Source organism: Nocardia sp. bgisy118 (assembly GCF_057708605.1).
Window position 1 is genome coordinate 137,098 of sequence record NZ_JBYISM010000007.1, and the last position, 25,706, is coordinate 162,803.

The window sequence follows — 25,706 nt, forward strand, 5'->3', positions numbered from 1 at the left end:
GCTTTCGCTAGGGCATCCGGCCGCCGAACCGCCATCTCTCTCCGCATGCGAGCCGGATATCCGCACGTGGGAGAGCAGGCGCATCAGCGGGTCGGGAGTGGGGCCTGCTCGGCGTGGGTGATGGTGACCTGGCCGGTGCGCAGGTAGGTGAGCACCGCGTCGTCGACCGCGGGGTTGCCGCGCCCGAAGGTGCCGTGGTCGCCGCCTTCGACGGTGATCAAAGAACCCTGGAGCGCCCGCGCCATCGCCGGGCCGCCTTCGTATTGCGTGAGTGCGTCGTACCTGCTTTGCAGCAGTAGCGGTTTCGTGCGCAGGGCGGCGCCGCTCAACGGAACCGGTTCGGCGACCGGCCGCCAGGATCCGCAGCTGAGGCCCGCGCGGACCAGGTCGGCACGGGCGTCCATGGCGTTGCCGCCGGAGGCGATGGTGCCGATCGCGGCGCCGATCAGTTCCGGGCGACTCTGCACCGCGTTCTCGTTGCAGGTGATGGCCGAGAAGACGAAGCGGCCGGTGGGGTCGGTGGCGGTGGCGCCCTCGATGGCGAGCAGCCGCTGCACGTTGGCGGGATCGGCGTTGGCATCGGACATCGCCCGCGCGAAAGTCGGCCAGAACGAACGGGTGTAGGTCGCCACCGCGGTCGCGCCGACCAGCGGCACCTGCGCCGAGCCGCCGCCGGAGATCAAGGTGCGCACCAGGTTCTGGAGTTTGCCGCCCTGCTCGATGGTGCCGTTGAAGCCGTCGCGGGCGAACTCGGCCAACGGCTCGGGCAGTTCACCCGGCAGATCGGCCACGCTCGCGGGCGGCGGCGTCAGGTTGGCGTACCAGCCGCCGCCCTGCGCGGAGACCAGCCGCACCCAGTTCTGGTAGACGCGCAATGCCGTTTCGCCGAGCCGGTATTCGCCGTTGTGCTCGGCGATCCAGGCGAACAGGTCGTCGAGGCGCTGCTTGCCCGCGGCCTGTTGCTGAGCGAACTCCTCGGTCCACACCCAGTCCGGGTGCACGTTGGAGTCGAGCACCATGCGCTCGACCCGGTCGGGGAACAGCGAGGCGTACACCGCACCGAGGTAGGTGCCGTACGAGGTGCCGAGATAGCTGATCCGCTCGATGCCGAGAGCGGCGCGCACCGCATCCATGTCGCGGGCGGTGTTCTCGGTGGTGATGGTGTCCAGGTAGCCGGGCTGCGCCGCGTCACAGGCCTTCTCGATCTCGTCGCGACTGCCGCCGCCGATCGAAACCTGTTGTCCCTCCGCCTCTTCCGTGCCGCCAGCACAGCGCAGTGGAGTGGCCCAGCGCAGCCCGCGCGGCTGCACCGCGACGCGGTCGTAGTGGGCGTTCAATGCGGCGGGCACGACCTCGACGCGCTGCGCCCAGAACCCGAGCGCGTCGGCGCCGGGGCCGCCTGGGTTGGTGAAGATGACACCGTGCCGTTCGCCGGTGGCGGCGATCCGGCTGACGGTGAGATCGATACGCGGGCCGTCGGGATCGGAGTGATTCATCGGCACGCTGATCACGGCGCACTGCGCGCCCGAGTTCTCGGGCACCGCGCCCTCCGGACAAGATCCGAAAACCGTTGCGGGAGCGGCGTCGGCGAGTCCCGTCACCACCGATCCGGCGAGCAGACCCGCTGCGGCAAGGGTGGCGGCCACCCGTGAAATACGCGTCCTCATCATGTTTTCGCACCTCCGCCGAGCCACCGCCCTCGGCAGAGCGCACGGCGCGACCAAGAGCATTCTGATCGGGCCGCGGCCGGGTAGACAAGTCGAACCGACGATTTCACACCGGATGCGCTGCGATGTCTCGCCGACGGGCATACCGGAGTAGCGTCGAGCCATGTCGACCGAGATCCGCAACAATGTCGCCCTGGAACGCTTCGAGATCTACGTCGACGGTGCCATCGCCGGATACGCGGAATACCAGGACACCGCGTCCGAGCGCGCGTTCGTGCACACCGAGATCTACCCGAGCTACGAGCGCCAGGGCTACGCGACGCAGCTGGTCGGCACGGCGCTGGCGGGCACTCGCCGGGAGGGATTCGGCGTGCTGCCGATGTGCCCCTTGGTTCACCACTTCGTGCAGACGCACCCCGAGTACATCGCCGCGGTGCCACAGTGGGCTAGACAACGCCTCGGTCTGCCGCAGTGATCTCAGTAGTTCGCGACGGCGCCGTCGAGCGCGAGCTGTAGATCCGCGTGCACCAGTCGTGCGATCTCCGCGGGCTTGCCAGGCAGGTCGGCGATCGGCGACTGGAAGTAGAAGCTGGCCGACTTGGCCTCTTCCTTGGTCGGCTCGATGGTCGGGTCGGGGCGCGGGCCGTAGCTCAGACCGAGGCTGACCAGCGTGGGCTGCACGCCGAGCTTCATGGCGCGGAACGCGATGTGCCCGATGCCGCTGCCGACGGCCTGCACCTTGGTCGGGTCGACGTCGTTGCACGTGCCTTCGGGGAACACCGCGATGTGATCACCGCGCGCCAGCCGTTCTGCGCAGATGTCCATCATGCGCTGCCCCGCCGCGTTCACCGCTCTGATGCCGTGATCCCTGCCACGGAAGACCGGGATGCCGCCCATCATGTCGACCTTGCGCCGCTGGTCGGGATCGAGGAACAGCTCGTCCTTGGCCAGTACACGCACCCGGCCGATGAGCGTGCGCAGCGGGCTGCGCCAGGCCGCCGCGGCGACCGTGTACGGATCGTTCTGCGAGAGGTGGTTGATCGCGAAGATGATCGGCTTGCCCGACCTGGTCAGCGCCCGCACCGCTTCCTTGGCGCGCTCGGCGTAGCTGATCCGGGGGTGGTAGCGGCGTCCCAGAAGGGCATACGCGGCCTTCGCCTTCAGCCGGTTCTGCCGGTGATCGCGGTAGTAGTCGTAGACGGCGTCACTGTTCTCGAGGACGACCTCGGGCGCTTCCATACCGCCGACTCTACGACGTCGCCGTGTATGTGCCACATCGGGCAGCTGGCCGCCGAACAGGGCCGGAAAATTGGCTCAGACAGTTGTCGCCCCTTTTGTCCCGCGGTGAACTCGCGACGAAATCCAGGGGCCTGGAAACGAGCACTGAGGCGCACAAACTGCGATGATGTGCGAGTGGCACGCGGAGACGACCCGGATGATCGGAAAACTCACGGCGGGCACGGTGACCGTCGCCGTCGCGATTTCCGGCGCGGCGAGCAGGCGGTACGGGCGGGCACCCTGCTGCTGGCGGCGACGGATCTGGTCGAGCCGACCTTCCGAAGAACTGTGGTGTACATCATCGAGCACAACGACTCCGGCAGTCTCGGCGTCGTACTCAACCGCCCGACCGACACCGCGGTCCACGACGTGCTGCCGCGCTGGGCCGATCTGGCCACTACACCGCGCACCCTGTTCAGCGGCGGGCCGGTGAAACGGGACGCCGCCCTCTGTCTCGGCACCTTGAAGGCCGGCGCCACCACCGCGGGCGCGCCCGGCCTGCGCCGGGTCGACGGCCGCGTGGTTCTCGTCGACCTCGACGCCGATCCCGATCGGATCGCCCCGCTCGTCGAGGGCGTCCGGATCTTCGCGGGCTACTCCGGCTGGACCTTCGGTCAACTGGAGGGCGAGCTGGAGAACGACGACTGGATCGTGCTCTCGGCGCTCTCCTCCGACCCGATCAGCACCGGCCGCTCCGATCTCTGGGCGCACGTGCTGCGCCGCCAGCCTCTGCCGCTCTCGCTGCTGGCCACCCACCCGATTGAACTGGAACGCAACTGAGCCCGTGTACTCCTCAGACGAGAAGGAGTCCACATCGTGAAGCGCAAGAACTGACCCGGTGAGTGCATGGACAACTCACCGGGGACGCCGGACCAACCCCGGCCGACCGACGCGGCCGCGGCTCATCGTGAGACCGCCGGGGCGTCGGCCGACCAAGCCGAATTGATGCGCGTGCTGTACCAGGAGCACGCGCCCGCGCTGTGGCGCTACACCCTAGGCCTGGTGCACGACGCCGGACGCGCCGAGGACATCGTGCAGGAAACGCTTTTGCGGGCGTGGCAGCGCCCGAACGTGCTCGATCAGCAGACGATGTCGGCGCGCGCGTGGTTGTTCACGGTGGCCCGCAACCTGGTCGTCGACGAGCACCGCAGCGCCCGCAACCGCAGGGAGTTCCGCACCGACAACCCGCCCGAACAACCCGCGCCGGATCAGGCCGATCGGACGCTGGACGGCTGGCTGGTAGCCGATGCGCTGGCCCGGCTCAGCGCCGACCACCGTGAGGTGATCGTGCGCGCCTACTATCGCGGCCTGTCGACCCATCAGATCGCGGCTGAACTGGAGATTCCGCCCGGCACCGTGAAATCGCGCATGCATTACGGTATGCGGGCGCTACGGCTGGCCTTGCACGAAATGGGGGTGACGAACCGATGACGGACATCGCCGACGACTACACGACGTGGGACGCGCCCTACGTTCTCGGCTCGCTCACCGGAAACGAGCGCCGCGAATACGAGGAGCATCTGGCTCGTTGCCCCGGCTGCCGCGCCGCCGTCGCCGAACTCGCCGGGCTGCCCGGCATGCTCGCGCTGGTGCCGACGGAGACCGCGCTCGGCATGATCGGGACGCCCGACGGCTCCGCGCCCGAAGCGTCGCCTCCGGTGCCCGACCTGCTGCCCAAGCTCGCCGCGGCCGAACGGCGGCGCAGGCGGCGCGGTCGATGGGCGGCGATCGGCGGTGCGGTGGCGGCGGCCGCGGCGGCCGTTGCCATCGCGGTCCCGATGATCGACACGACGCCCCAGCAGGAACCGCCGGTGGCGGAGCAAGTGATCGCGGAACGGTCGATGAGCCCGCTCGAGCCGACCCCGATCTCGGCCAGTTTCAAGCTGATGGCCGACGGCGATCGCGCGCGCGTCGTGATGACCTGCACCTACGGGGCGAGCGACCTGCCATACACCTACAAGTACAGGCTGCTGGTGACCGGCGCCGACGGCAGCCGGCTCGAGCTGGACGAGTGGCCCGCGGGCCCCGGCACCGTACTGACCGTCGACCGCACCATCGACATGCGGCCCGATCAGGTGCAGACAGTGGAGATCAAGTCGTCGGCGACCAACAAGGTCGTTCTCACCGGAACGGTGTAAGAGCGCATCCGAGAACTCAGACGCTGGCCCGCTGTCGCGGGCCAGCCGTCGGGTGAAGGTGCGGATGGCGGCGATGCAGACCATCGGTTCGCGGTGGTCGGGGCGGGTCTCGTAGTTACGGACGGCCGCTACAGCGTCCGCGGGGGCCATGCAGTGGGTTCAAGGGCATGGTAAGGATGTCGGAACCGAAATCTGTTGAGATACATCCTGTTACATGAAGGGGAGTGAACAGCCAAGAGTTCACCCACGTCAGGGGGGCGTCGAATGGACGTGCGTAGATTGGTTGCCGCTGTACTGGTTCCGGCTGCGGCGGTGATCGTGTTGGCTGCGCCGAGCGCGGCTTCACCGGATATGGCCGTTGCCGGGTCGGCAGGTTCCACGCCCGCTGGGCAGGTGGAGTTCGTGGCGCGGTTCACCGTCACGGTCAAATGCCAGCTGGTCGAGAACGGGGGCGGTACCGTCGGATACATCACCGGCACCGGCAGCGGCAAGACGAAGCCGGATGCGGTCAAGGCCGCCAAGAAGGACGCCGACAAGTCCGTGCCGCAAGCGCACTACAAGCGCCACTGCAAGGAGATCTGAACCGCGCATGTCGAACGAGAAGACGCTGTGGGAGGTCAAGGTGGGCATCCTGGCCACCGAGGCTGAGGCGAAGAAACTGGTGGAGCAGATCGCACATCTGCTGTGCCCGGACCCCGACCACCAGCCGCCATGTCCCGTGCCGTGGGCGATCGGGCTGGACTCGGAAACCGACATGGACCCCGAGCGCCGCGAACAGTACGAGGACATCCGAGAGCAGTACCGGATCGAATCGGAGAACTCGACGCCTTGACGACCATTCGCTGCGCGCGCTGACAACGAGCACCGAAGTTCATCGAACGGGACGAATGCTCGGGATACGTGCACTCGGGACGTACGGTAGGCCCCGGTTTCCCTTACCTAGGCGGAGCCGGGGCCTTACTTCGAGGCGTCGGCCTGCATCGAACTCGGACGTGCCCTGCACGACGGATTCCCCCGCCGGATGCTTCCGACGGGGGAATTCAGCTGCACCGCAGCGTGATCAGGCGACCTGCTTGCGGAACCGCGACATCGACCACACGTAGCCGACCAGGCCGAGGCCCGCGCACCAGGCGATCGAGAGGATGCCGTTGGCGCCGATCTCGGTGCCCATCAGCAGCCCGCGCAGCGTCTCGGTGAGCGGCGTGAACGGCTGGTACTCGGCGAACTGGCGCATGCCGACCGGCATGGTGTCGGTGGCGACCAGGCCGCTGCCGAGGAACGGGAGCATCACCAGGGGGAACGGCATGTTGCTCGCGGCCTCCGGGGTGGGCGCGACCAGACCGATCGCCACTCCCAGCCAGGAGAACGCGAACATCACCAGGCCGATGAGACCGAACACCGCGAGCCATTCGACCGGGTTGGCGTTCGGGCGGAACCCGACCAGCAGCGCCACCGCGACCATGAGTACGACGCCGATCAGCGCCTGGATCAGCGCGCCGACGACCTGCCCGGCCAGCATCGAGGACTGCGAGATCGCCATGGTGCGAAAGCGATTCACGATGCCCTTGGTCTTGTCGGTGGTGATGGAGACCGCCACCGAGACCGTCAGGTAGGCCGGGAGCATCAGCATCATGCCCGGGGTCAGGTAGTCGATGTAGTTGCCGCCGGAGGATTTCTCCAGCGCGCCGCCGAACACGAAGGTGAACACCAGCATCAGCACGACCGGCATTACCAGAATGCCGAAGGTCATCGAGGGATAGCGCTTGACGTGCAACAGGTTTCGGCGCAGCATCGTCGCCGAATCGGCGAGCGCAAGGGAAGGGGTGCTCATGCCTGCACCTCGCTGGCGCTCGGCTCCGGCATGCGCACGGCGCGCTGGCACATGATTCGCTCACTACGTTCGCTCATCGCACGGTCTCCTTCTCGGCAGTGGGGTGTCCGGTGAGGGTCAGGAATACGTCGTCCAGGTTGGGGGTGTGCACGGAGAGGCCTTCGACCTCGATACGCGCCTCGTCGAGCCGATCGAGCACGGCGCGCAGCGATTTCACGCCGCCGTCGCTGGGCACGGCGAGGGTCAGCTCGTCGTCGCCCTCTTGATCGAGCACACGGGCGGTCTCGCCGAGCACCTGCGCCGCGGCGGACAGCGCTGCGGCCGTGGCGAATTCGAGGCGGATGTGACCGCCGGGCACCAGCCTCTTCAGCTCGGCGGCGGTGCCCTCGGCGACGATGCGTCCGCCGTCGAGTACGGCGATCCGGTCGGCGAGTTGGTCGGCCTCCTCCAGGTACTGGGTGGTGAGGAAGACGGTCACGCTGTAGTCGTCGACGAGGGCCCTGATGATCTCCCACATCGATCGCCTGCTGCGCGGGTCGAGGCCGGTGGTCGGTTCGTCGAGGAAGATGACGCGCGGGTCGCCGACCAGGGTCATCGCCAGATCGAGACGCCGGGTCATGCCGCCGGAGTAGGTCGCCGCCGTCTTGTCGGCGGCTTCCACCAGGTCGAAGCGCGCGAGCAGATCCTCAGCGAGGCGTTTGCCGTCGCGCCGCGGCAGGTGGTGCAGGTCCGACATGAGCAGCAGGTTCTCCCGGCCGGTGAGCAGTTCGTCGACCGCGGAGAACTGGCCGGTCACCCCGATGGCCGATCGCACCGCGTTGGGTTCGGCGGCGAGATCGTGTCCGCCGATGCGGATTTCGCCCGCGTCCGCGCCGATCAGCGAGGTGAGGATCTGCACGGTGGTGGTCTTGCCTGCGCCGTTCGGCCCGAGCAGCGAGAAGATGGTTCCTTCCGGCACGGTGAGGTCGATGCCGTCGAGCACCACGTGCTCGCCGAACGCCTTGCGCAGGCCGAGCGCCGAGATCGCCGGTGCGCGATGCCCGTTGATCATGGTGGTCCTTTCGTAAAATTCATTACTGAATGCGAATAAATGCATGTTTCACCCACACCGCCGCCCAATGGCGGTGCGGTGTTGCTTTTCGAACGTGCTGTTCGGTTGTTGCGGTGCGCTTTCGCGCCGGCGGCGCGTACCTCCGGCCGCGTCGGCCCCGGCTGCCTCAGATGTCGAGGTCCTCGATCTGCGGATGGTCGGCGATATCGGTGACGCGCTCGTAGAGCTTGGCGGGCATCTTGTCCTTCAGTTCGGCGAGCGTGTCGGCGATCTCCAAGACGAAGTCGCCCCAGTCCTGATCACCTACACCGAGGAAGCGTCGCCACTGCCGCCAGTCCTTGAAAACGTTGGTATCGGTGGGGAACTCGGACCAGTTCGAATACTGCGCGTGCAGCGCGAACTTGCCTTTGCGGGTCCGATACACCCGCACGAGCTCCATGCGCTTGTCGTTGACGTCGCGCCATTCGCCGAGCAGGCTCCCCGAGAACCGCACCTGCCGAGCTCCGTTGTGGCCGACCCGCAGGACCAGCTCCTCGTACCCTTCCTGGCGTCCCTCCTCCAGCTCGATGAAACGGCGCAGCGCCGTGGTCACCGCGCCGGAGAGATTGCCGCCGACCAGCTCTTGCGCACGCTGGAAGAGCGGCAGATCGTCGTCGGCTACGTAGATGGTCTTGTTGGGCACGAACCCACTATACGTAGATGTATACGTACACGCAAGCGTTCTCGTCGAACGGGTTTGTCGAGAACAGATCGTTCGACGCTGAACCGCCTGCCGGGCTGCGTCGTATTCCTCGTGAACGAGGTATGTGGTCGGCCGGTACGCACGCGATCGGCCGACCTCTGCGGAAGGGAGCGTCCATGCCGAGCAGGGTCGTGGATTATCTGGTTCGGGCGGTGTCGACCCTCGGTGTGCGGCAAATCTTCGGCGTCGACGGCGCGAATATCGAAGACCTCTACGACGCGCTGTTCGACTCCGAGGTCACCGGAGTGGTGGCCAAGCACGAATTCTCCGCGGCGACCATGGCCGACGGCTATGCGAGGGTCACCGGCGGACTCGGCGTCGTCGCGGCGACCTCCGGCGGCGGGGCGATGAATCTCGTTGCCGGACTTGCCGAATCGTATGCGTCCCGGGTGCCGGTGCTGGCGCTCGTCGGCCAGCCGCCGACGGCGCTGGAGGGCCGAGGGGCGTTCCAGGACTCCAGCGGGCGCGCGGGCGCGATCGATGCGGTCCGCCTGTTCGGCTCCATCAGCCGGTACTGCGCCCGTGTGGAGACGGCGGATCAACTGCCGGACAGCGTGGTCAGGGCAGTCGCCGCCGCCCGGAGCGGTGGGCCTGCGGTCCTGCTGCTACCCAAGGACGTGCAGCAGTCCGGACTCGACGCGGTCCCGCCGTTCCGGCTACCGCCGCGAGCGCACCGCCGCGACGTGAGCGGACTCGCCGCGGTGCGCGCCGCGCTGACCGAAGCGCGGAGCACAGGGAAGGTCGTGATCATCGCGGGCGATCAGGTCGCACGCGACGACGCACGGGACGAATTGGCCCGTCTCGCAACGGCTCTGGATGCCGCAGTGGGCGTGACCCCGGACGCCAAGGACACCTACGACAACTTCGACCCCGGATTCTGCGGCGTCGCGGGCAGTATGGGTCATCCGGAACTCACCGCCGACCTCCGATCCGCCGCGCTCTGCCTGTTGGTCGGCACCCAGCTGCCCGTCACCGCGCGCGCCGGGCTCGACGAGCTGCTCGCCGATCTCACGGTGGTCAGCATCGGCGTCGCACCGCCGTACCTGACCTCGATCCACACGACCAGCACCGATCTGTCGATCACACTCGGCGAACTCGCCGACGAATTCGCCTCCCCCGCAGGCACACCGCATGCCGAACCGAAGGCGGGCGCGCTGACGCCGCTCCAGGTGCCGCCGTCGAACGGGCCGGGGCTGCGGTATCGGGAACTCGTCGAGACCATCAGCGCGGCACTGCCCGACGGCACCGACGTTTTCGCCGACGCGGGCAATACCGGCGCCGCGGCGGTGCATCACCTGCGGGTGCCGCGCGGCGGGCGCTTCGTCGTCGCCCTCGGCATGGGCGGGATGGGCTACGCCTTCGGCGCGGCCATCGGCGCCGCGTTCGCCCGACGCAAGCCGGGGCGCACCGTAGTGATCGCGGGCGACGGCGCGTTCTACATGCACGGCATGGAGGTGCACACCGCCGTCGAACACCAGCTGCCGATCACCTTCATCGTGCTGAACAACAACGCGCACGCCATGTGCGTCACCCGTGAACAGCTCTATTACCGAGACCGCTACAGCTTCAACCGATTCCGACCAGCGCTCCTCGGCCATGGCATCGGCGCCATGTTCCCCGACCTGCCCGCCCACACCGTCCGTACCCCGGCCGAACTCGCCGAAGCGCTCGGCCCTTGCCTCGACACACCGGGCCCGTCGTTCCTCGCGATCGACTGCGACCCCGACGAGATCCCCCCGTTCACCCCGTTTCTCAACACACTCGAGACACTCGAGAACCCCAGGAGGACCCCGTGACGACCAGCGCCCTGCCCGCACTCAGCGACATCCCGGAAGACGTCGTACCCGGCGTACTGCGGATCGAGAACTCCGACAAGGACGCCACCACCCCGATCATCATGGACATGCTGCGGTCGGTGTACCCGCACGACCAGATCTTCGGTGACTTCTGCCCGGTCCAGGGCTACATCGACGCGCCGCCGCGCGAGGTGTACGACTACCTGGCCGACACCAGGTCGCTGGAGGAATGGACCTACAGCCTGCGCGGTTTCACCGAGACCGAGGAGCAGGGCCTGTGGCTCGCCTACGACCGGCTCGGCGACGCGACCCGGATATTCACCCGCACGGTGGCCAATCCGGACGCGATGACCGTCGACTATCACTGCGCGTGGGATCAGGGCGAACACCTGTGGATGGTCTATCTGATGCGGGTGGTCGACGCGCAGGTGGTGCTGCACAAGCCGGGTTCGGTTGTGCTGTGGACGAATTGCCGTCACCCGTTCTACGACGAAAACCCCTATCCCGAGTCCGCGCCCGCCGGGCGGCCGGTCTGGGTCGGCGACTTCTGGGAGATGTTCTCCGCCGGGCACCAGCTCGAGCTGGACAACCTCAAGGCGATCTGTGAATACCGGGCCTCGCACGGACTGCCGGTCAAGCCCGAGTGGATGAAGTGAGGACACCTGTGTACACCACCGATCCCACTACTTCGCCGCTGCCGACCGTCAGCCTGGCCGATGTGGCCTCCTACCTGCCCGGTGAGCCCGTCGACACCGAATACTTCACCCAGTTCGCCCGCTCGGACCGGATGGCCAAGAACGTGATGTTCCGCTCGCCGCGCGCTCGCCACCACGTGGGCAGGGACGAGACGGCGGTCGACATGATCGAACGCGCCGTCGAGCCGATGCGGCAACGCCATGGGACGCAACTGCTTTCGAGCGTCGATGTGCTGCTCACGCACACCCAGCTGCCGGACAATCCGGTGCTCGGCTGCGGCCCCGAGGTCGCGCGGCGACTGGGCATGCGGCCGCGCGTCGTCTACGACATCCACAACGGCGGCTGCGCGGCCTTCGTGAACATGATGGCGTTGGCTCGAATGATCTTGCAGACCACCGACGCTCGCACCGCGCTCATCGCGGTCGCGCAGAATTGCGCGGGCCCGGTGTTCACCCAGACCGAGATCCGCAAACTCGCGCAGGCGCCCGTGCCGGGTGACGGGTGCGGCGTCGGTCTGCTGGTCAAGGACGACAGCGCACCTGTCTTGGACGTCGAATGCCGCACCTACCCGGAATTCGCCGGGGACATGGAGTTCTCGACCAACGGTGAGCGCAAGTACTGGGAGCCCGGCACGGGCCAGGGCTGCGTCAGCTTCACCGAATCCAAGGTCACCAAGGTGTTCGCGCGGGGCAACCGGCTGGTGCCGGAGGTGGCGCTCGCGGTGTGCGACCGGATCGGTGTGAAGGGCCGCGACATCGACACTTTCGTCACCAACCAGCCGAACCGGCTGTTCCTGCGCAACTGGCACGATGCGCTCGAACTGCCCGCCGAGCGGCACCCGGACACCTTCGATCGGTGCGGAAACCTGTTCGCCGCCGGCATTCCCGTCACGCTGGATGTCGAGAACCGGGCCGGTCGGCTGCGCAACGGGTCGGTGGTGCTGCTGTCCGCGTTCGCGCACGCGGGTGATTTCGCCGCCGCCGCGGCGGTGCGCTGGGGTGCGGCGGCATGACCATCGGGTTCACCGAGGACACCCGCTCCTCGCGACACCACCGTCGGCGGACCCGGCCGCCGGCGCGGTTCGATCTCTCGTTGAGCGAGAATCCGTTCCCGCCTTTGCCTTCCGTGCTCCGCGCGGTGAATCAGGCACTGGCGCGGGCGAATCGGTATCCGGAGTTCCTGCCGCGGGAGCTGCCCGAGATCATCGCGCGGCACATCGGTGTGCGGGGCGACCAGGTGGTGGTCGGCTCCGGCGCGACCGGGGTGGCCATGCAGATCATGCAGTCCCTCACCTTCGACGGCGCGGAGATCGTCGCCGGGACGCCGACGTTCGACGGGTACCCGATCATGGCCGAGATGGTCGGGATGACTCTCGTGGCGGTGCCCTTGGACGCGGCGGGCAATCAGGATCTGTCCGCGACGAGGCGGGCCATCGACAAGCGGACGGCGATAGTCGTCGTGTGCCGTCCGCACAATCCGACCGGCACCGTCGTGTCCTCGGGCGAGCTGAAGTCGTTCTTGAGCGCCGTGCCGGACCGGGTGACGGTGATCCTCGACGAGGCGTACGCCGAATTCCTCGGCCCCGAGGACCGGGTGGACACGCTCGCGCTGCTGCGCAAGCACTCGAATCTTCTCGTGCTGCGCACCTTCTCGAAGGCGTATGGACTCGCGGGTCTGCGCATCGGGTACGCGTACGGGCGGCGCGAGCTCGTCGAGCGGGTCCGTCGGCTGCAACTTCCCTTCGGCGTCTCCGCCGGCGCCGTCGCCGCCGTGTCCGCGTCCTACGCGGCCCAGCCCGAACTCGCGGCCAGGATCCGGCACATCACGGAGGAACGCGAGGCGTTGCGCAACGCACTGCTCGCCTGCGGCCACCCCGTCCCGCGCAGCCACGCCAACTTCCTGTACCTCCCCGGGCCCGGGGTGGCGACGGTGTTGCGGCGGGCGCGGATCGCGGCGAAGGCGTATCCGGACGGCAGCGCTCGCATCGCCGTCGGTGATCGAGAGGCCGGGCGCGCGGTGCTGGAGGCGGTCGCGGGGTTGCGCTGAGCGGAGCTGCCGCGCGGGATCGGGGTGGTTCGATGGAGTGGTGAGGATCCCGCGTCTGCCCGGTCTGCGACCGAACGCCGCGCCCGCGTCCGGCACCGCGAGCCGGGTGCTGGCGCAGTTCACCGTAGGCGGGCGTGACATCTTGCTGCGGCAGACGGTGATCGATCCCGGCGGCAGCAGCGGCTGGCACTACCACGACGGGACGCTCCTGGTGCTGGTCGCTCGCGGCACCCTCGACCACCCCGGCGCCGACGGCGCGCCCGTCACCTACCGTCGCGGGCGCGTGTTCCGCGAGCCGAGCGGACCGGAGTATCCGCACGTCGCCCGCAACCTCGGCGCCACCGCGGTCACGCTGTTCGTTCTCTACCTCAACCCGAAGGGCAGCCCGCTCTCACGCCACATCACCCCACCCCCGGGCGTCGACTGACGCCGAATCGGCGGGAGAGAAATGGCGGTCGGCGGCTTTCGATGGTCAGCCGCCGCGTGCTCGAATGGTCCGGCAGGACCCCGCGCTGCCCGGGATCGAGGCCGCGCACGGCCCGGTGACCTGCTGGCCGAGGCGACCAGGTCAGCCGCCGCCGCAACCTCCGCCGCCGCAGCCACCGCCGCCACCACAGCTGCTGCCGCCACCGCAGCCACCGCCATCACTGCCACCGTCGCCGCCGCCGAAGAACGCCACTCCACCGGCCCCGGCCGCACCCCAACCGGCCCCGCGCCCGCGATGCCGCGGCGAGGTGGGCAATGGCGCACGGCGCCGCAGCTTGACCACCCCCACGACAACGAAAATGGCGGCCACGGCGAAGAACGCGACACCGGCGCCGAACCCGAACGGCCCGGCCACGGCCATCCCCGCGACAAAGATCACCAAAGCGAACCCGAAATCCATCCGAACCTCCCCCGGACCGAGTCGCCGCGCGGCGAACTCCAATCCAGCCTACAGACGACCACCGACAGCAACCTGCGAATTTCGGGTGGTCGCACGGGGGAGCAGAACGGCACCGAGCAACCCGAATCGACGGGAGAGAAATGGGTGGTTGGCGGGCTTGCGAGGGTCATCCCCGACAGCCCGCGTGCTCGAAGGTGACGAGGTCAGCCACCGCCACCTCCACCGCAGCCACCCCCACCGCCACCTCCTCCGCAGCCGCCGCCACCGCAGCCGCCGCCACTAGTGCAGCCGCTGCCGCTGTCACCGCCATTGTCTCCGCCGCCACTGCTACCGCTATTGCCACCACCACCACCGCCGGCCGCGCCCCAATCGCCACCACCGCTACCGCTACTGCCGCCACCACCGCCGTCGGCCGCACTCCAACCGGCATCCCTGCGCCCGCGATGCCGCCGCGAGATGGGCAACTGCGAATGGTGCACCAGCAATCGAACAGACCCAACGGCAACGAGAACTGCGGCCAAGGCGAAGAACGCAGCGCCCACGCCGAACCCGAACGCCTGCATCCAAGACAACCCGATCAGAACGGTCGCGAACGCGAACGCGAAATACATCCGAACCTCCCCCGGCCAGTCGCTGGTCGATCGCCTCTGCCGCGCACCACCACAGCAGCCGCTGCTGTCTGCACGGCCAATGCTGTAGTAGCCGCAGCGGCCGCACTCCGAAGCACTCCTCGGGCAGGCGGCGCGGTCAATCGCCTCCGCCGCCGCAGCCGGAACCGCCACCGCAGCTGCCGTCGGAACCGCCTCCGCAGCCGCCGCCGTCATCGGAACCGCCGCCGTTGCCCCCCGCCCACCAGCGCCCCCTGGGGCGGGCGCGGTTGCGTTTGGTTCGGATGACGCCGATCGCGACGAAGCCCGCGGCGAGGGCGAAGAAGACGGCGGCCGTGAGACCGGAGGAGTCGATGACGGCAGCGCCGAGGACGGCGACGATCGTCGCCAGGATGAAGTACACGATTCCCTCCCGAGGCGGGTAGCCCGCTGGTGAGGGTCAGGGTACGCCTCCGTGCGGCGTCGGGAGGGTCAGTTCGCGGGCTGGCAGGCGTCGCGCAGGGAGCACGCGCCGCAGGACTGGCCGCAGCCGCCCACGTCCTCGGCGGGCACCAAGCTCGCGATGGCCTCGCCTGCCGCGTTCGCGCCCGCACCCAGGGTGAACAGGGCGATGACGGCGGCGGCGCCCGCGACGATCAGGGCGACGACGCCACCCGCGGCGTAGGCGACCAGACCACCGGCGAAGAGCAGCGCGCCCGCCGCGACCGAGGTGGGGGCGGCGACGCGGTTCGCGATACGGAAGGTCTCTTCGGAGGTGAGAGCGGCTTCGGTGTGCACACCGACGAAGCGGTTGCGCGGGAGCCTGCCGGTCAGTCCGAGCAATCCGGTTGCGATGGCCACGGCGGCCAGCACGAACAGGACGAGGGCTACGACGAACACCTATGCAGGCTAGCGCATGGGCGCACGGCCCGATTTTCGGTCCCTCGGACCGCACGTTCTACCCTGTAATACGAAGTTTGTCCAGGATCGGCGAGAAACAAGAAGGCAGGACCGTGCAGGACAGTCGTGCAACCGAAAGCGATGTACCCCAGCACCGGTACAACGCTGACCTCGCGGGCCGCATCGAGCGCCGGTGGCAGCAGAACTGGGCGGAGCGTGGAACCTTCCACGCGCCGAACCCGACCGGCCCGCTCGCCGGGGACATCCCCGCGGACAAGCTGTTCGTCCAGGACATGTTCCCGTACCCGTCGGGCGCGGGCCTGCACGTAGGCCATCCGCTCGGCTACATCGCGACCGACGTGTTCGCGCGCTACCACCGCATGCACGGCCGCAACGTGCTGCACGCGCTCGGCTACGACGCCTTCGGCCTGCCCGCCGAGCAGTACGCGGTGCAGACCGGCGCGCACCCGCGCGACACCACCGAGTCGAACATCGCCACCATGCAGCGCCAGCTGGACCGGCTGGGCCTCGGCCACGACCGGCGCCGCTCGTTCGCGACCACCGACCCGGAGTACTACCGCTGGACGCAGTGGATCTTCCTGCGCATCTACAACGCCTGGTACGACCTGGAGACCGGTCGCGCCCGCCCCATCGCCGACCTGGAGGAGCAGTTCGCCTCCGGCGCGCGGCCGGCGCCCGAAGGCAAGAACTGGGCCACCATGTCCGCCGCCGAGCGCGCCGCGGTGATCGACTCGTATCGCCTGGTCTACCAGACCGATTCGGTGGTCAACTGGTGCCCGGGACTCGGCACCGTGCTGTCCAACGAGGAGGTCACCGCCGAGGGCCGCAGCGAGCGCGGCAACTTCCCGGTGTTTCGCAAGCGCCTGTGGCAGTGGATGATGCGCATCACCGCCTACTCGGACCGGCTGGTCGACGACCTGGACACGCTGGACTGGCCGGAGAACGTGAAGGCCATGCAGCGCAACTGGATCGGCCGTTCGCGCGGCGCCCAGGTGAAGTTCGATTCCGACGCGGGCCGGATCGAGGTGTTCACCACCCGCCCCGACACCCTGTTCGGCGCGACGTACATGGTGCTGGCCCCCGAGCACGAACTGGTCGACCGCCTGGCCGCGGCGCAGTGGCCGGAGGGCACCGATGCGCGCTGGACCAACGAGGGCGCGGCCACACCCGCCGACGCCGTCGCCGCCTACCGCAAGACCATCGCGGCCAAGTCGGATCTGGAGCGCCAGGAGTACAAGGAGAAGACCGGCGTCTTCCTCGGCTCCTACGCCACCAATCCGGTGAACGGACAGCGGATTCCGATCTTCATCGCCGACTACGTGCTGATCGGCTACGGCACCGGCGCGATCATGGCGGTGCCCGGCCACGATCACCGCGACCACGAGTTCGCGACCGCTTTCGGCCTGCCGATCATCGAGGTCATCTCCGGCGGCGACGTCGCCAACGGCGCCCACGCCGGCGAGGGCGAGTTGGTGAATTCCGACTACCTGAACGGTCTTTCGGTCGAGGAGGCCAAGGCCACCGTCATCGGCAGGCTGGAGGCCGACGGGCACGGCACCGGCACCATCCAGTACAAGCTGCGCGACTGGCTGTTCGCCCGCCAGCGCTACTGGGGCGAGCCGTTCCCGATCGTCTACGACGAGCAGGGCGCACCGCACGCGCTGCCGGAATCCATGCTGCCCGTGCGGCTTCCCGAGCTGGACGACTTCGCCCCGGTGACCTTCGATCCGGACGACGCGAACTCCGAGCCGTCGCCGCCGCTGGCCAAGGCGACCGACTGGGTGCACGTCGAGCTGGACCTGGGCGACGGGCCGAAGAAGTACCGGCGCGATACCAACGTCATGCCGAACTGGGCGGGCAGCTCCTGGTACCAGCTGCGCTACGCCGATCCGACCAACACCGAGGCGTTCTGCGCCAAGGAGAACGAGCAGTACTGGCTCGGCCCGCGCACCGGGGAGCACGGTCCGAACGATCCGGGCGGCGTCGACCTGTACATCGGCGGCGTCGAGCACGCGGTGCTGCACCTGCTGTACGCGCGCTTCTGGCAGAAGGTGCTGTTCGACCTGGGTGATGTGAGCAGCAGCGAGCCGTACCGGCGACTGTTCAACCAGGGCTACATCCAGGCGCACGCTTACACCGACGAGCGCGGCGCGTACGTGCCGGCCGCCGAGATCGTCGAGCGGGACGGCAAGTTCTTCTGGACCACCGCGACCGGCGGCGAGATCGAGGTGTTCCAGGAGTACGGCAAGATCGGAAAGTCGTTGAAGAACGCCATCTCTCCGGACGAGATGTGCGATCTGTACGGCGCCGACACCTTCCGCTTCTACGAGATGTCGATGGGTCCGCTGGACACCTCGCGCCCGTGGGCGACCAAGGACGTCGTCGGCGCGCACCGGTTCCTGCAGCGGGTCTGGCGTCTGGTGGTGGACGAGGAAACGGGCGCGCTGCGCGTCACCGACGCCGCGCCGTCGGATGAGACGCTGCGCCTGACGCACAAGACGATCGCGGGTGTGGACGAGGATCTCGCCGCGCTGCGCGACAACACGGCGGGCGCGAAGCTCATCGAGCTGACCAACCACCTGACCAAGAACTACCCCGACGGCGCCCCGCGCTCAGTGGTGGAGCCGCTGGTGCTGATGCTGGCCCCGCTCTCCCCGCACGTCGCCGAGGAGCTGTGGGAACGGCTCGGCCACAGCGTTTCCCTGGCGCACGGCCCGTTCCCGGTCGCCGATCCCGCGCTGCTCGTCGAGGAGTCGGTGGAGTACCCGATCCAGGTGAACGGCAAGGTGCGCAGCCGGATTCAGGTCCCGGCCGACGCCGACAACGCGGCCATCGAGGCGGCCGCGCTCGCCGACGAGAAGATCGCGGCGCTGCTGAACGGCGCCGCGCCGCGCAAGCTGATCGTGGTGCCGGGCCGCTTGGTCAATATCGTCGCCTGACTCCCACGGGCGCGCCTCCGTTCGCGGGGGCGCGTCAGGCGGGCGGCGACAGCACACGATCCGGAGATCGCGGTGAGGTCGACCGAGGACCTCGGATCAGCGGGCGATAGGACGCAGCACGATCTCGGTCGGGTGCGCGTCGCGCGGGGTCTCCACGGCGTGCCGCACCGCGGTCGCGACCGTCTCGGCGGTGAGGAACTCCTCCGGCCGGTACTCGCGTCCCTCGCCCGCGGTGATCTCACGCTGCATGTCGGTATCGATCCGGCCGGGATGGATGGACGTCACCCGCAGCGCGGGCTCCTCGAGCCGCAGCACGTCGGCGAAGGCGCGCAACCCGAACTTGCTCGCCGCGTAGGAGGCCCAGCCCGCGTTGGCCCGCAGACCGGCGCCCGAATTGATCAGCACCACATGACCGTTCGCCGCGCGCAACGCGGGCAGCAGCAACCTGGTCAGCTCCGCGACGGCGATGAGGTTCGCCTCCAAGGTGTTTCGCCACTGCGCCACCGAGGATTCGGCGATGGTGCCGAGATCGGCCACGCCCGCGTTGTGCACGAGCACGTCCAGCCGCTCCACCTGCGAGACCGCCGCGGCGACCGCGTCGTAATCGGTGAGCTCCACCGGCCACGGCGTCGCCTCGGGCAGCTCGGTGAGGATGTCGCGCAGCGCGTCTCGCGAGCGCGCGCCGAGCAGCAGCTCGTGCCCCGGCGCGAGTTCGCGGGCGATGGCTGCGCCCAGCCCTCGGCTGGCTCCGGTGATCAACGCGGTCGGCTTCGGGGTGCTGGTGACGGCAGCGTTCATGCGCCCCACCGTAGTGGTACCCGAAATCCGTAGCACTGCGCGGACTCGTAGCGATGCACGCGTACGTCGGTAACAATCTCCACGGACGGGGGCATGCGAGAGTGAGATCCGCCGAACACCTGAGGGGCGACCGGGAAGAACCCAGCGCTGCGACAGAACCCAGTGCCACCGTAGAACCCAGCGCCGCGGCAGAACACAGCGCCGCGGCAGAACACAGCGCCGCGGCAGAACACAGCGCCGCGGCAGAACACAGCGCCACGACAGGACTCGACGCCGCTGAGCGGGCATATCTCCGCGTGGGATCGCAGAATAGGGGGATGGCACATCCGGGTTTCACCCCCACTCAGCTCGCGGCCCGCGCCGCCTACCTGCTGCGGGGCAACGACCTGGGCACTATGACCAGCGCGGCGCCGCGGCTGTACCCGCACATGTGGAGCTGGGACGCGGCCTTCGTCGCGGTCGGTCTGGCTCCGCTCAGCGTGGAACGCGCTGTCGTCGAGCTGGACACGTTGCTCTCGGCGCAGTGGAAGAACGGCATGATCCCGCACATCGTGTTCGCCAACGGCGTGGACGGTTACTTTCCCGGACCGGCCCGCTGGGAGTGCCGCAAGCTGGCCGCCAACGCGCCCGACGGACCGGACACCTCCGGCATCACCCAGCCGCCGGTGCACGCCATCGCCGTGCAGCGCATTCTCGATCACTCCCGCCGCCACGGCCGCAGCACCCGCGCGATCGCCGAGGAGTTCCTCAACCGCCGATGGCCGGACCTGGTGCGCTGGCATCGCTGGCTCGCGCACGCCCGAGACCCGAAGGAGAACGGGCGGATCACGCTCTACCACGGCTGGGAATCCGGCATGGACAACTCGCCGCGCTGGGACCGCGCCTACGAGAACGTGGTCCCCGGCGACCTGCCCGCGTATCGCCGCGAGGACGTGCTGGTCGTCGCCGATCCGTCACAGCGCCCCACCGACCGCGAGTACGACAGGTACCTGTGGCTGGTCGAGCAGATGCGCCGGGCGGGCTACGACGACTACGTGCTGGCCTCGACCATGAGCTTCGCCGTGCAGGACGTGTTCGTCACCGCGATCTTCGCGCTCGCCTGCGAGGTGCTCGCCAACATCGGCGAGGAGTACAAGCAGCCGAACGCCGACGTGCGCGAGCTGTACAGCTGGGCGGATCGGTTCCGCGCAGGCGTCGTCGCCACCGCGGACGCCCGCACCGGCGCGGCTCGCGACTTCGACGTGCGCGCGCAGCGCTGGATCAACACCGAGACTCTCTCGGTCTTCGCCCCGTTGCTGTGCGGCGGCTTGCCGCGCGACACCGAACGCAGCCTGCTTCGCCTGTTCGAGGGTCCGCGCTACTGCGGCCATCCGGACCTGCGCTACGCACTGCCGCCCTCGACCTCTCCCGTCGCCAAGGATTTCCGGCCGCGCGAATACTGGCGCGGCCCGGTGTGGCCGGTGATGAGCTGGCTTTTCTCCTGGGTCTTCGCCCGCCGCGGCTGGGCCGAACGGGCGTTCATGCTCCGCGCCGAAGGGCTGCGGCAGGCCAGCGACGGCGCCTTCGCCGAGTACTACGAGCCGTTCACCGGCGAGCCGCTCGGCAGCATGCAGCAGTCGTGGACCGCCGCGTCCGTGCTGGACTGGCTCGGGTGATCGCCGCCGTGACAGTTTGCTGGTAAATATTCAGCAAACGTCTCATCGGTAACGCCGGCCACGCTGAACACGGCCCCTAAGGTCGAAGGGCATGGATAGCACGCGCTGGAGAGCGACCCGCATTTTTGCGTTGTCCGCGATCACCGTGGGCAGCATCCTTTCGGCGAACGGCCAGGCCGCAGCCACACCGACCGAGCCCGACATCTCGGCGAACGGCCAGGCCGCAGCCACACCGACCGAGCCCGACATCTCGGCGAACGGCCAGGCCGCAGCCACACCGACCGAGCCCGACATCTCGGCGAACGGCCAGGCCGCAGCCACACCGACCGGGCCGGACGTCTCGTCCTGGCAGCACATCGACGGACGGTTCATCGACTGGTTCGCGGTCAAACGAGCCGGACACGATTTCGCCATGGTCAAGGCCACCGAGGGCATGAGCTACATCAACCCCTACTTCGTCGCGGACAGCCTGCTGATGCGGGCGGCGGGCATCGCCCGCGGCACGTACCACTACGCCAGGCCACAGCTGCCGCCGGAACCACAAGCAGCGCTCTACGCCACGATCGTGCTGGGTCAGAACGGTCCGCTCGATCTGCCTCCGGTGCTGGATCTCGAGCATTCCGGCGGCCTGGCTCCCGGGGCGCTGATCAATTGGACGCACCGCTACCTGAACACGGTGCGGGCACTGACCGGCCGAGTGCCGATCATCTACACCTATCCGAACTTCTGGAAGACCGCGATGGCCGATACCAGCGAATTCACCCACTATCCGCTGTGGATCGCCGACTACCGCGACAACGAGCAACCCGAGGTGCCCGGCGGCTGGCCGGCCTGGACGTTCTGGCAGACCACCGACAGCGGCAGCATCCCAGGCATCGCGGGCCGCACCGATCTCAACGTGTACAGCGGCGCCCAAGGCGATTTCGCCCGCTTCGCCAACATGGGCTGACGCACCGGAAACCGGCGATCGTCCCCCGCGTGGCGAAACTACCTGGGGGACAACCGGTTACACGCCGATCCGGCCGCCGTCCTTCTTCCATACCACCGCCACCGAGGGCCGCGGCTGCGCGGAACCGCCGTCGGGCCAGTGCGACAGCGGGTTCTCCGGAGTGGCGTCGTCGGCCTCGCCCGGGTGCTGCACGCACACGATGACCCGCGATTCGGTGACGATCGGACCGCAGGTCTCCGCGCCGCGCGGCACCGTCAGGAACTGTTTGGTCTCACCGCGATTCGCGCCGTCGAGCACCACCGAGAAGAGGCCGTCGTTGGACTTCAGCGCGTTGCCGTCGGTGGAGATCCACAGGTTGCCGTACGGGTCGAAGGCCAGGTTGTCCGGGCAGGAGATCGGGCTCACCTTGGTCTTGTCGAACCCGGCGTAGTAGGTGTCCGCCGCGGCCGGATCGCCACAGACCAGCAGCAGCGACCAGGTGAACTTGGTGCCGGTGTGGTCGTCGTCGATCTCGAGGATCTGACCGTTCTTGTTGAGGTTGCGCGGGTTCGCCTCGTCCGGACCGGCCTTGCCCTCCTTGCCGCGGTTGTCGTTGTTGGTCAGCGCGACGTACACCTTGCCGGTGTAGGGGTTGGCCTCGAAGTCCTCCGGGCGGTCCATCTTCGTGGCGCCGACCTTGTCGGCCGCCAGCCGGGTGAACACCGCGACCTCTTCGGCGGTCATGCCGTCGACCAGCGATTTGCCCTTGCCCTGCGCGTCGGTCTCCAGCAGCGGAATCCACTGCCCCTTACCGGTGAAGCCCTGGTCCGACGGCTTGGCGCCGGTGCCGTCGATCTTGTCCGCGTGATCGCCGGTGAGCTTCGCGACGTACAGGGTGCCCGCGTCGAGGATGGTCATGTTGTTCCGCCTGCTCGCCGCGCCAGAGCCGGACTGCACCTTGCGAGACGACACGAATTTGTACATGTAGTCGAACTTTTCGTCGTCACCGGTGTAGGAGACGACGTCGCCGCCCTTGGTGACGTAGATGTTCGCGCCCTCGTGCTTGAGCCTGCCCATGGCCGAGTGCTTGACCGGCGTCGAGTTCGGATCCCACGGGTCGATCTCGACGACGTAGCCGAAACGGTTCGCCTCGTTGGGTTCCTGCGCCAGGTCGAAGCGCTTGTCGGCGCGCTCCCAGAGGTTGGCCGTCGCGCCGGCGGTGAAGCCGTAGCGCTTGGCGCGCGCCACCGCGGCGTCGCCGCCCGCGGGCTTGTCGCCGTTGGCGAAGTAACCGTGGAAGTTCTCCTCGCCGGAAAGTACTGTGCCCCAAGGGGTCACGCCGCCCGCGCAGTTGGCGAAGGTGCCGAGGACCTTGGCGCCGGTCGGGTCGGCGGAGGTCTTGGTGAATTCGCTGCCCGCGGCGGGTCCGGTCAGGGTGAATTCGGTGGTCGCGGTGATGCGGCGGTTGTACTTGCCGAAGACGGGAGTCAGCTTGCCGGTGCCGGATTCGCCCTTCACCTCGACGACGGTCAGGCCGTGCGCCGCCATGGTGACGGCGAGCTGCTCGGGCGTCGGGTTGGCCTTGTCGTAGCCGCGAAACATGTGCGGCGCGGTGGTGTACTCGTGGTTGACCACCAGCAGGTAGCTGTTGGCCTGGCCCTCGATGGGCAGCAGGGCCGCGAAGTCGTTGTTGTAGCCGAACTGCTTGGCCTGCGCCGCGGCGGTCTGCCGGTCGAAGTCGAACGCGGGGGCATCGGCGAAAAGCGGATCGCCCCAGCGGATCACGACCGACTGGTCGTAGCCCTGCGGGACGACGATCGCGTCTTCCTTGTTGGGGGCGACCGCGACGAAGTTGGTTCCGGTGCCGGGCGGGCCCGCCGGGGTGGCGCCGGTGGAGCCGGCCTCGGCCGTGTCGTCACCGCAGGCCGCCAGCGCGGAGGCGGCGCCGACGGCGAGCATCGCCGCCGCGCCGCCCCTGATCAGACCGCGCCGGTTCAGTGAGCTGACGATGTCGCCGAAGTACTCGCCGCCCGAGGTGTTGGGCGTCTCGTGGAAGCACGCGTTGGCACATTTGTATTCGCAGGTCACGGCGGCGCGCGCGGAGCGGCCGTCGTGCTGCACGAAGAGGGCGAGTGGTTTCAAGGTCACGATCACTCCTGACTCGGGCTGTCGGCCGCACGCTAAACGCCCCAGGCTATTACCGGGAAACACCCAGGTGAACAGCCGACCAAGTCTCAGGCGTTCACCGGTACCGCGATCACGACCTCTTGCTCGTTCTCCGGCAAGTAGTGCACCTGCACGATCCTGCCCACCTGCACGTTGCCGACACTGGCCGGCGGCAGGAACTTCTCGGCGCGGGTGCGGAAGGTGCTGCCGTCGGGCCTGGTGACGGCGAGCCCGATCTCCACTTTGGAGTAGCCGTTGCGGATTTCGCCGGGCACCGACAGCGACTGCACCACCGCCTGGGCCGCGATGCCGCGCGCCGCGATGTCGAGCTTGGCCTTGGTGGTGAAGCCCTTGCGAATCATGGATTCGTTCATCACCCGCTGCGCCTCGACGCTGTCGCCGGTCAGATCGACCTCCACCTTCTCGGTGCGATCGGGCAGGTACCGCACCGGAAGCACCACTCCGGGACGCAGCAGCGCCAGCTCGGTGAGCGGCACGATCATCTTGGCCGCGGACTCGAAAACCTTGCCGTCCACGCCCTCGACGCTGAACTCGATGCGAATCTGCGGCTGGTCGTTGACCGTCAGCCCGGTCTGCCGGAACGACTTCACGGTGCCGATGCCGAGCAGGCCGCCGCGGAATTCCGTCGAGTTGAGCCCGGTGAACGCGGACATGATGCCCTCGCCGGTGAAGGCGAAGACCATCACCACCGCGGTGAACGCGATGATCGGCAGTGCCATGAAGCCGTTCACCCAGGCGAGGAAGTCGGGCTCGTAAGGGCTGCTCGGCTCGTAGGTGAGGCCGTGCACGAGGTAGAGGCCGATCGCGGCGATGCCGAAGACGATCGCGGCGACGCGCAGTTTGGTTGCCATGGTGTACTCCCTGAATTCTTGGTTGTCGGACGGACATTCCGTGTTCCGGGCCACCCCGTCGTCCCGTCCTGGCGCACCCCTCGGTGGCGCCGGGCTCGCGGGACGACGGGGAGCCGAGCACACGGACCGTCCGTCAGGCGCCGACGATGGTCGAGCAGGCGAAGGTGATGTCGAAGGTGGAGGTGGACGGCCCCGCGAGCGGGTTGGTCAGGTCCGGCGCGCCGACGCCCTCGCCGGTGACCTTGTAGGTGTTGCCGTCCTTCACGACCTTCGCCGAACCGCCCGGCTGGCCGTTGCCGTAGCCCACCGCGTAAGGCAGGCCCGAGGAGCCGCCCTTGCTGCCCGCGATGCCGACGGCCTGCACGGTGTCGGAGTCGGTGACGGTGGCGCTGGCCGTCAGCTGGCCGTAGGTGGCGTTGTTGTTGTCGGTCAGGGCCAGGGCCAGCGTGTTGCCCTGCTTCACGCAGGTGGTCTCGAAGGTGCCTGCCAGCGCCTTGCCGTCGACCAGCGCCGCGGACTTGCCCGCCGCGGGACCGGCGGGCGCGGCGGCGGTGGTCTGCTTCGAGGTCGCGGGCGAGCTGCTCCCGGAGTCGTCACCGCAGGCGGTGAGGAAGCCGGTCAGCGCGAGGGCGGCGAGGGCGGCGGTGCCGGTGCGGAAGTACTTGGTGTTCATGGTGATCCGTTCCTGTCTCTCCGTTGGTCCGGCCCG

Annotated in this window: 26 protein-coding genes; 14 read left to right on the plus strand and 12 right to left on the minus strand. The window is 68.6% G+C overall.

Annotated features, from left to right (window positions below):
- Nucleotides 1-83 precede the first annotated feature (83 nt).
- On the minus strand, nt 84-1,670 hold the full coding sequence (locus AC3EO7_RS11450; protein ID WP_431968396.1) for an alpha/beta hydrolase: 1,587 nt from the start codon (nt 1,668-1,670) through the stop codon (nt 84-86).
- A gap of 160 nt (nt 1,671-1,830) precedes the next feature.
- On the opposite strand from AC3EO7_RS11450, the gene AC3EO7_RS11455 reads away from it, so the two are divergent.
- Nucleotides 1,831-2,142 (plus strand): GNAT family N-acetyltransferase, encoded by a 312-nt coding sequence (locus tag AC3EO7_RS11455; protein WP_431968398.1) that lies wholly within the window; start codon nt 1,831-1,833, stop codon nt 2,140-2,142.
- A 2-nt stretch (nt 2,143-2,144) separates the two neighbouring features.
- Here AC3EO7_RS11455 and AC3EO7_RS11460 read toward each other — a convergent pair whose 3' ends face one another.
- Nucleotides 2,145-2,906 carry a lysophospholipid acyltransferase family protein gene (locus tag AC3EO7_RS11460; RefSeq protein WP_435591155.1) on the minus strand — a complete coding sequence of 254 codons (762 nt, stop codon included), beginning with the start codon at nt 2,904-2,906 and terminating at the stop codon, nt 2,145-2,147.
- Between the two features lie 174 nt (nt 2,907-3,080).
- On the opposite strand from AC3EO7_RS11460, the gene AC3EO7_RS11465 reads away from it, so the two are divergent.
- The 5 genes from AC3EO7_RS11465 (at nt 3,081) to AC3EO7_RS11485 (ending at nt 5,915) form a co-directional block, all read left to right on the plus strand.
- Entirely contained in the window at nt 3,081-3,725 is a 645-nt protein-coding gene (locus AC3EO7_RS11465; RefSeq protein WP_431968402.1) for a YqgE/AlgH family protein, read from the plus strand.
- A 66-nt stretch (nt 3,726-3,791) separates the two neighbouring features.
- Nucleotides 3,792-4,376, plus strand: a complete 585-nt coding sequence (locus AC3EO7_RS11470) for a sigma-70 family RNA polymerase sigma factor (RefSeq protein WP_431968404.1) — start codon at nt 3,792-3,794, stop codon at nt 4,374-4,376.
- Nucleotides 4,373-5,083 (plus strand): anti-sigma factor family protein, encoded by a 711-nt coding sequence (locus AC3EO7_RS11475; RefSeq protein ID WP_431968406.1) that lies wholly within the window; start codon nt 4,373-4,375, stop codon nt 5,081-5,083. The genes AC3EO7_RS11470 and AC3EO7_RS11475 overlap by 4 nt, the downstream gene beginning before the upstream one ends.
- A gap of 264 nt (nt 5,084-5,347) precedes the next feature.
- Nucleotides 5,348-5,665, plus strand: a complete 318-nt coding sequence (locus tag AC3EO7_RS11480) for a hypothetical protein (RefSeq protein WP_435591156.1) — start codon at nt 5,348-5,350, stop codon at nt 5,663-5,665.
- Nucleotides 5,666-5,672: 7 nt separating this feature from the next.
- The gene (locus AC3EO7_RS11485) at nt 5,673-5,915 is read left to right on the plus strand and encodes a hypothetical protein (RefSeq protein WP_431968410.1); all 243 of its coding nucleotides are present in this window, start codon (nt 5,673-5,675) and stop codon (nt 5,913-5,915) included.
- A 228-nt stretch (nt 5,916-6,143) separates the two neighbouring features.
- Here AC3EO7_RS11485 and AC3EO7_RS11490 read toward each other — a convergent pair whose 3' ends face one another.
- The 3 genes from AC3EO7_RS11490 to AC3EO7_RS11500 form a co-directional block, all read right to left on the minus strand.
- Nucleotides 6,144-6,914 (minus strand): ABC transporter permease, encoded by a 771-nt coding sequence (locus AC3EO7_RS11490; protein WP_435591157.1) that lies wholly within the window; start codon nt 6,912-6,914, stop codon nt 6,144-6,146.
- 73 nt (nt 6,915-6,987) lie between these two features.
- Nucleotides 6,988-7,965, minus strand: coding sequence for an ATP-binding cassette domain-containing protein (locus tag AC3EO7_RS11495; RefSeq protein ID WP_435591158.1), 978 nt, complete (start codon nt 7,963-7,965; stop codon nt 6,988-6,990).
- 166 nt (nt 7,966-8,131) lie between these two features.
- Nucleotides 8,132-8,647 (minus strand): EXLDI protein, encoded by a 516-nt coding sequence (locus AC3EO7_RS11500; protein WP_435591159.1) that lies wholly within the window; start codon nt 8,645-8,647, stop codon nt 8,132-8,134.
- A gap of 176 nt (nt 8,648-8,823) precedes the next feature.
- Here AC3EO7_RS11500 and AC3EO7_RS11505 point away from each other — a divergent pair, with 176 nt between their 5' ends.
- Genes AC3EO7_RS11505 through AC3EO7_RS11525 form a run of 5 tightly spaced genes read left to right on the plus strand, consistent with a single transcriptional unit; the run spans nt 8,824 to nt 13,672 of the window.
- Nucleotides 8,824-10,503: a thiamine pyrophosphate-binding protein gene (locus AC3EO7_RS11505; protein ID WP_431968418.1), complete on the plus strand. Its 1,680-nt coding sequence runs from the start codon at nt 8,824-8,826 to the stop codon at nt 10,501-10,503.
- Complete coding sequence (locus AC3EO7_RS11510; protein ID WP_431968420.1) at nt 10,500-11,159, plus strand: SRPBCC family protein; 660 nt, start codon at nt 10,500-10,502, stop codon at nt 11,157-11,159. The genes AC3EO7_RS11505 and AC3EO7_RS11510 overlap by 4 nt, the downstream gene beginning before the upstream one ends.
- 38 nt (nt 11,160-11,197) lie before the next feature.
- Nucleotides 11,198-12,211, plus strand: a complete 1,014-nt coding sequence (locus tag AC3EO7_RS11515; RefSeq protein WP_431968553.1) for a 3-oxoacyl-ACP synthase III family protein — start codon at nt 11,198-11,200, stop codon at nt 12,209-12,211.
- Complete coding sequence (locus tag AC3EO7_RS11520; protein ID WP_435591160.1) at nt 12,208-13,245, plus strand: aminotransferase class I/II-fold pyridoxal phosphate-dependent enzyme; 1,038 nt, start codon at nt 12,208-12,210, stop codon at nt 13,243-13,245. Before AC3EO7_RS11515 ends, AC3EO7_RS11520 begins: the two co-directional genes overlap by 4 nt.
- A gap of 40 nt (nt 13,246-13,285) precedes the next feature.
- A complete protein-coding gene (locus AC3EO7_RS11525) occupies nt 13,286-13,672 on the plus strand; it encodes a cupin domain-containing protein (protein WP_435591161.1) in 387 nt (128 codons plus the stop codon).
- A 141-nt stretch (nt 13,673-13,813) separates the two neighbouring features.
- Here the strand turns inward: AC3EO7_RS11525 and AC3EO7_RS11530 are convergent, their stop codons facing one another.
- From AC3EO7_RS11530 to AC3EO7_RS11540, 3 genes are all read right to left on the minus strand, one after another.
- Nucleotides 13,814-14,131 (minus strand): hypothetical protein, encoded by a 318-nt coding sequence (locus AC3EO7_RS11530; RefSeq protein WP_435591162.1) that lies wholly within the window; start codon nt 14,129-14,131, stop codon nt 13,814-13,816.
- Between the two features lie 747 nt (nt 14,132-14,878).
- Nucleotides 14,879-15,142 carry a hypothetical protein gene (locus tag AC3EO7_RS11535; protein WP_435591163.1) on the minus strand — a complete coding sequence of 88 codons (264 nt, stop codon included), beginning with the start codon at nt 15,140-15,142 and terminating at the stop codon, nt 14,879-14,881.
- A gap of 68 nt (nt 15,143-15,210) precedes the next feature.
- Complete coding sequence (locus tag AC3EO7_RS11540) at nt 15,211-15,618, minus strand: SdpI family protein (protein ID WP_435591164.1); 408 nt, start codon at nt 15,616-15,618, stop codon at nt 15,211-15,213.
- A gap of 113 nt (nt 15,619-15,731) precedes the next feature.
- Here AC3EO7_RS11540 and leuS point away from each other — a divergent pair, with 113 nt between their 5' ends.
- A complete protein-coding gene (gene leuS, locus AC3EO7_RS11545) occupies nt 15,732-18,578 on the plus strand; it encodes a leucine--tRNA ligase (protein ID WP_435591165.1) in 2,847 nt (948 codons plus the stop codon).
- 96 nt (nt 18,579-18,674) lie between these two features.
- On the opposite strand, the gene AC3EO7_RS11550 is transcribed toward leuS, so the two are convergent.
- Nucleotides 18,675-19,376 (minus strand): SDR family oxidoreductase, encoded by a 702-nt coding sequence (locus AC3EO7_RS11550; protein ID WP_431968434.1) that lies wholly within the window; start codon nt 19,374-19,376, stop codon nt 18,675-18,677.
- A gap of 317 nt (nt 19,377-19,693) precedes the next feature.
- Between AC3EO7_RS11550 and ggh the strand changes: the two genes are divergently transcribed.
- Together ggh and AC3EO7_RS11560 are read left to right on the plus strand one after the other, a co-directional pair.
- A complete protein-coding gene (gene ggh / locus AC3EO7_RS11555) occupies nt 19,694-21,031 on the plus strand; it encodes a glucosylglycerate hydrolase (RefSeq protein ID WP_435591166.1) in 1,338 nt (445 codons plus the stop codon).
- A gap of 292 nt (nt 21,032-21,323) precedes the next feature.
- On the plus strand, nt 21,324-21,980 hold the full coding sequence (locus AC3EO7_RS11560; protein ID WP_435591216.1) for a glycoside hydrolase family 25 protein: 657 nt from the start codon (nt 21,324-21,326) through the stop codon (nt 21,978-21,980).
- 57 nt (nt 21,981-22,037) lie between these two features.
- Here the strand turns inward: AC3EO7_RS11560 and AC3EO7_RS11565 are convergent, their stop codons facing one another.
- The 3 genes from AC3EO7_RS11565 to AC3EO7_RS11575 form a co-directional block, all read right to left on the minus strand.
- Complete coding sequence (locus AC3EO7_RS11565) at nt 22,038-24,107, minus strand: PhoX family protein (protein ID WP_435591167.1); 2,070 nt, start codon at nt 24,105-24,107, stop codon at nt 22,038-22,040.
- Nucleotides 24,108-24,193: 86 nt separating this feature from the next.
- Nucleotides 24,194-24,997, minus strand: coding sequence for a hypothetical protein (locus AC3EO7_RS11570; RefSeq protein WP_431968440.1), 804 nt, complete (start codon nt 24,995-24,997; stop codon nt 24,194-24,196).
- A 133-nt stretch (nt 24,998-25,130) separates the two neighbouring features.
- Nucleotides 25,131-25,670 (minus strand): lipoprotein LpqH, encoded by a 540-nt coding sequence (locus AC3EO7_RS11575; protein WP_435591168.1) that lies wholly within the window; start codon nt 25,668-25,670, stop codon nt 25,131-25,133.
- Between the last annotated feature and the right edge of the window lie 36 nt (nt 25,671-25,706).

Bases quoted from the DNA above. Each gene is read 5' to 3' on its own strand.
- AC3EO7_RS11490 (WP_435591157.1), bottom strand. From the start codon at position 6,914: ATGAGCACCCCTTCCCTTGCGCTCGCCGATTCGGCGACGATGCTGCGC.
- AC3EO7_RS11485 (WP_431968410.1), top strand. From the start codon at position 5,673: ATGTCGAACGAGAAGACGCTGTGGGAGGTCAAGGTGGGCATCCTGGCC.
- AC3EO7_RS11455 (WP_431968398.1), top strand. From the start codon at position 1,831: ATGTCGACCGAGATCCGCAACAATGTCGCCCTGGAACGCTTCGAGATC.
- AC3EO7_RS11450 (WP_431968396.1), bottom strand. From the start codon at position 1,670: ATGATGAGGACGCGTATTTCACGGGTGGCCGCCACCCTTGCCGCAGCG.
- AC3EO7_RS11570 (WP_431968440.1), bottom strand. From the start codon at position 24,997: ATGGCAACCAAACTGCGCGTCGCCGCGATCGTCTTCGGCATCGCCGCG.
- AC3EO7_RS11530 (WP_435591162.1), bottom strand. From the start codon at position 14,131: ATGGATTTCGGGTTCGCTTTGGTGATCTTTGTCGCGGGGATGGCCGTG.
- AC3EO7_RS11505 (WP_431968418.1), top strand. From the start codon at position 8,824: ATGCCGAGCAGGGTCGTGGATTATCTGGTTCGGGCGGTGTCGACCCTC.
- AC3EO7_RS11480 (WP_435591156.1), top strand. From the start codon at position 5,348: ATGGACGTGCGTAGATTGGTTGCCGCTGTACTGGTTCCGGCTGCGGCG.
- ggh (WP_435591166.1), top strand. From the start codon at position 19,694: ATGGCACATCCGGGTTTCACCCCCACTCAGCTCGCGGCCCGCGCCGCC.
- AC3EO7_RS11475 (WP_431968406.1), top strand. From the start codon at position 4,373: ATGACGGACATCGCCGACGACTACACGACGTGGGACGCGCCCTACGTT.
- AC3EO7_RS11575 (WP_435591168.1), bottom strand. From the start codon at position 25,670: ATGAACACCAAGTACTTCCGCACCGGCACCGCCGCCCTCGCCGCCCTC.
- AC3EO7_RS11520 (WP_435591160.1), top strand. From the start codon at position 12,208: ATGACCATCGGGTTCACCGAGGACACCCGCTCCTCGCGACACCACCGT.
- AC3EO7_RS11550 (WP_431968434.1), bottom strand. From the start codon at position 19,376: ATGAACGCTGCCGTCACCAGCACCCCGAAGCCGACCGCGTTGATCACC.
- AC3EO7_RS11460 (WP_435591155.1), bottom strand. From the start codon at position 2,906: ATGGAAGCGCCCGAGGTCGTCCTCGAGAACAGTGACGCCGTCTACGAC.
- AC3EO7_RS11495 (WP_435591158.1), bottom strand. From the start codon at position 7,965: ATGATCAACGGGCATCGCGCACCGGCGATCTCGGCGCTCGGCCTGCGC.
- AC3EO7_RS11470 (WP_431968404.1), top strand. From the start codon at position 3,792: ATGGACAACTCACCGGGGACGCCGGACCAACCCCGGCCGACCGACGCG.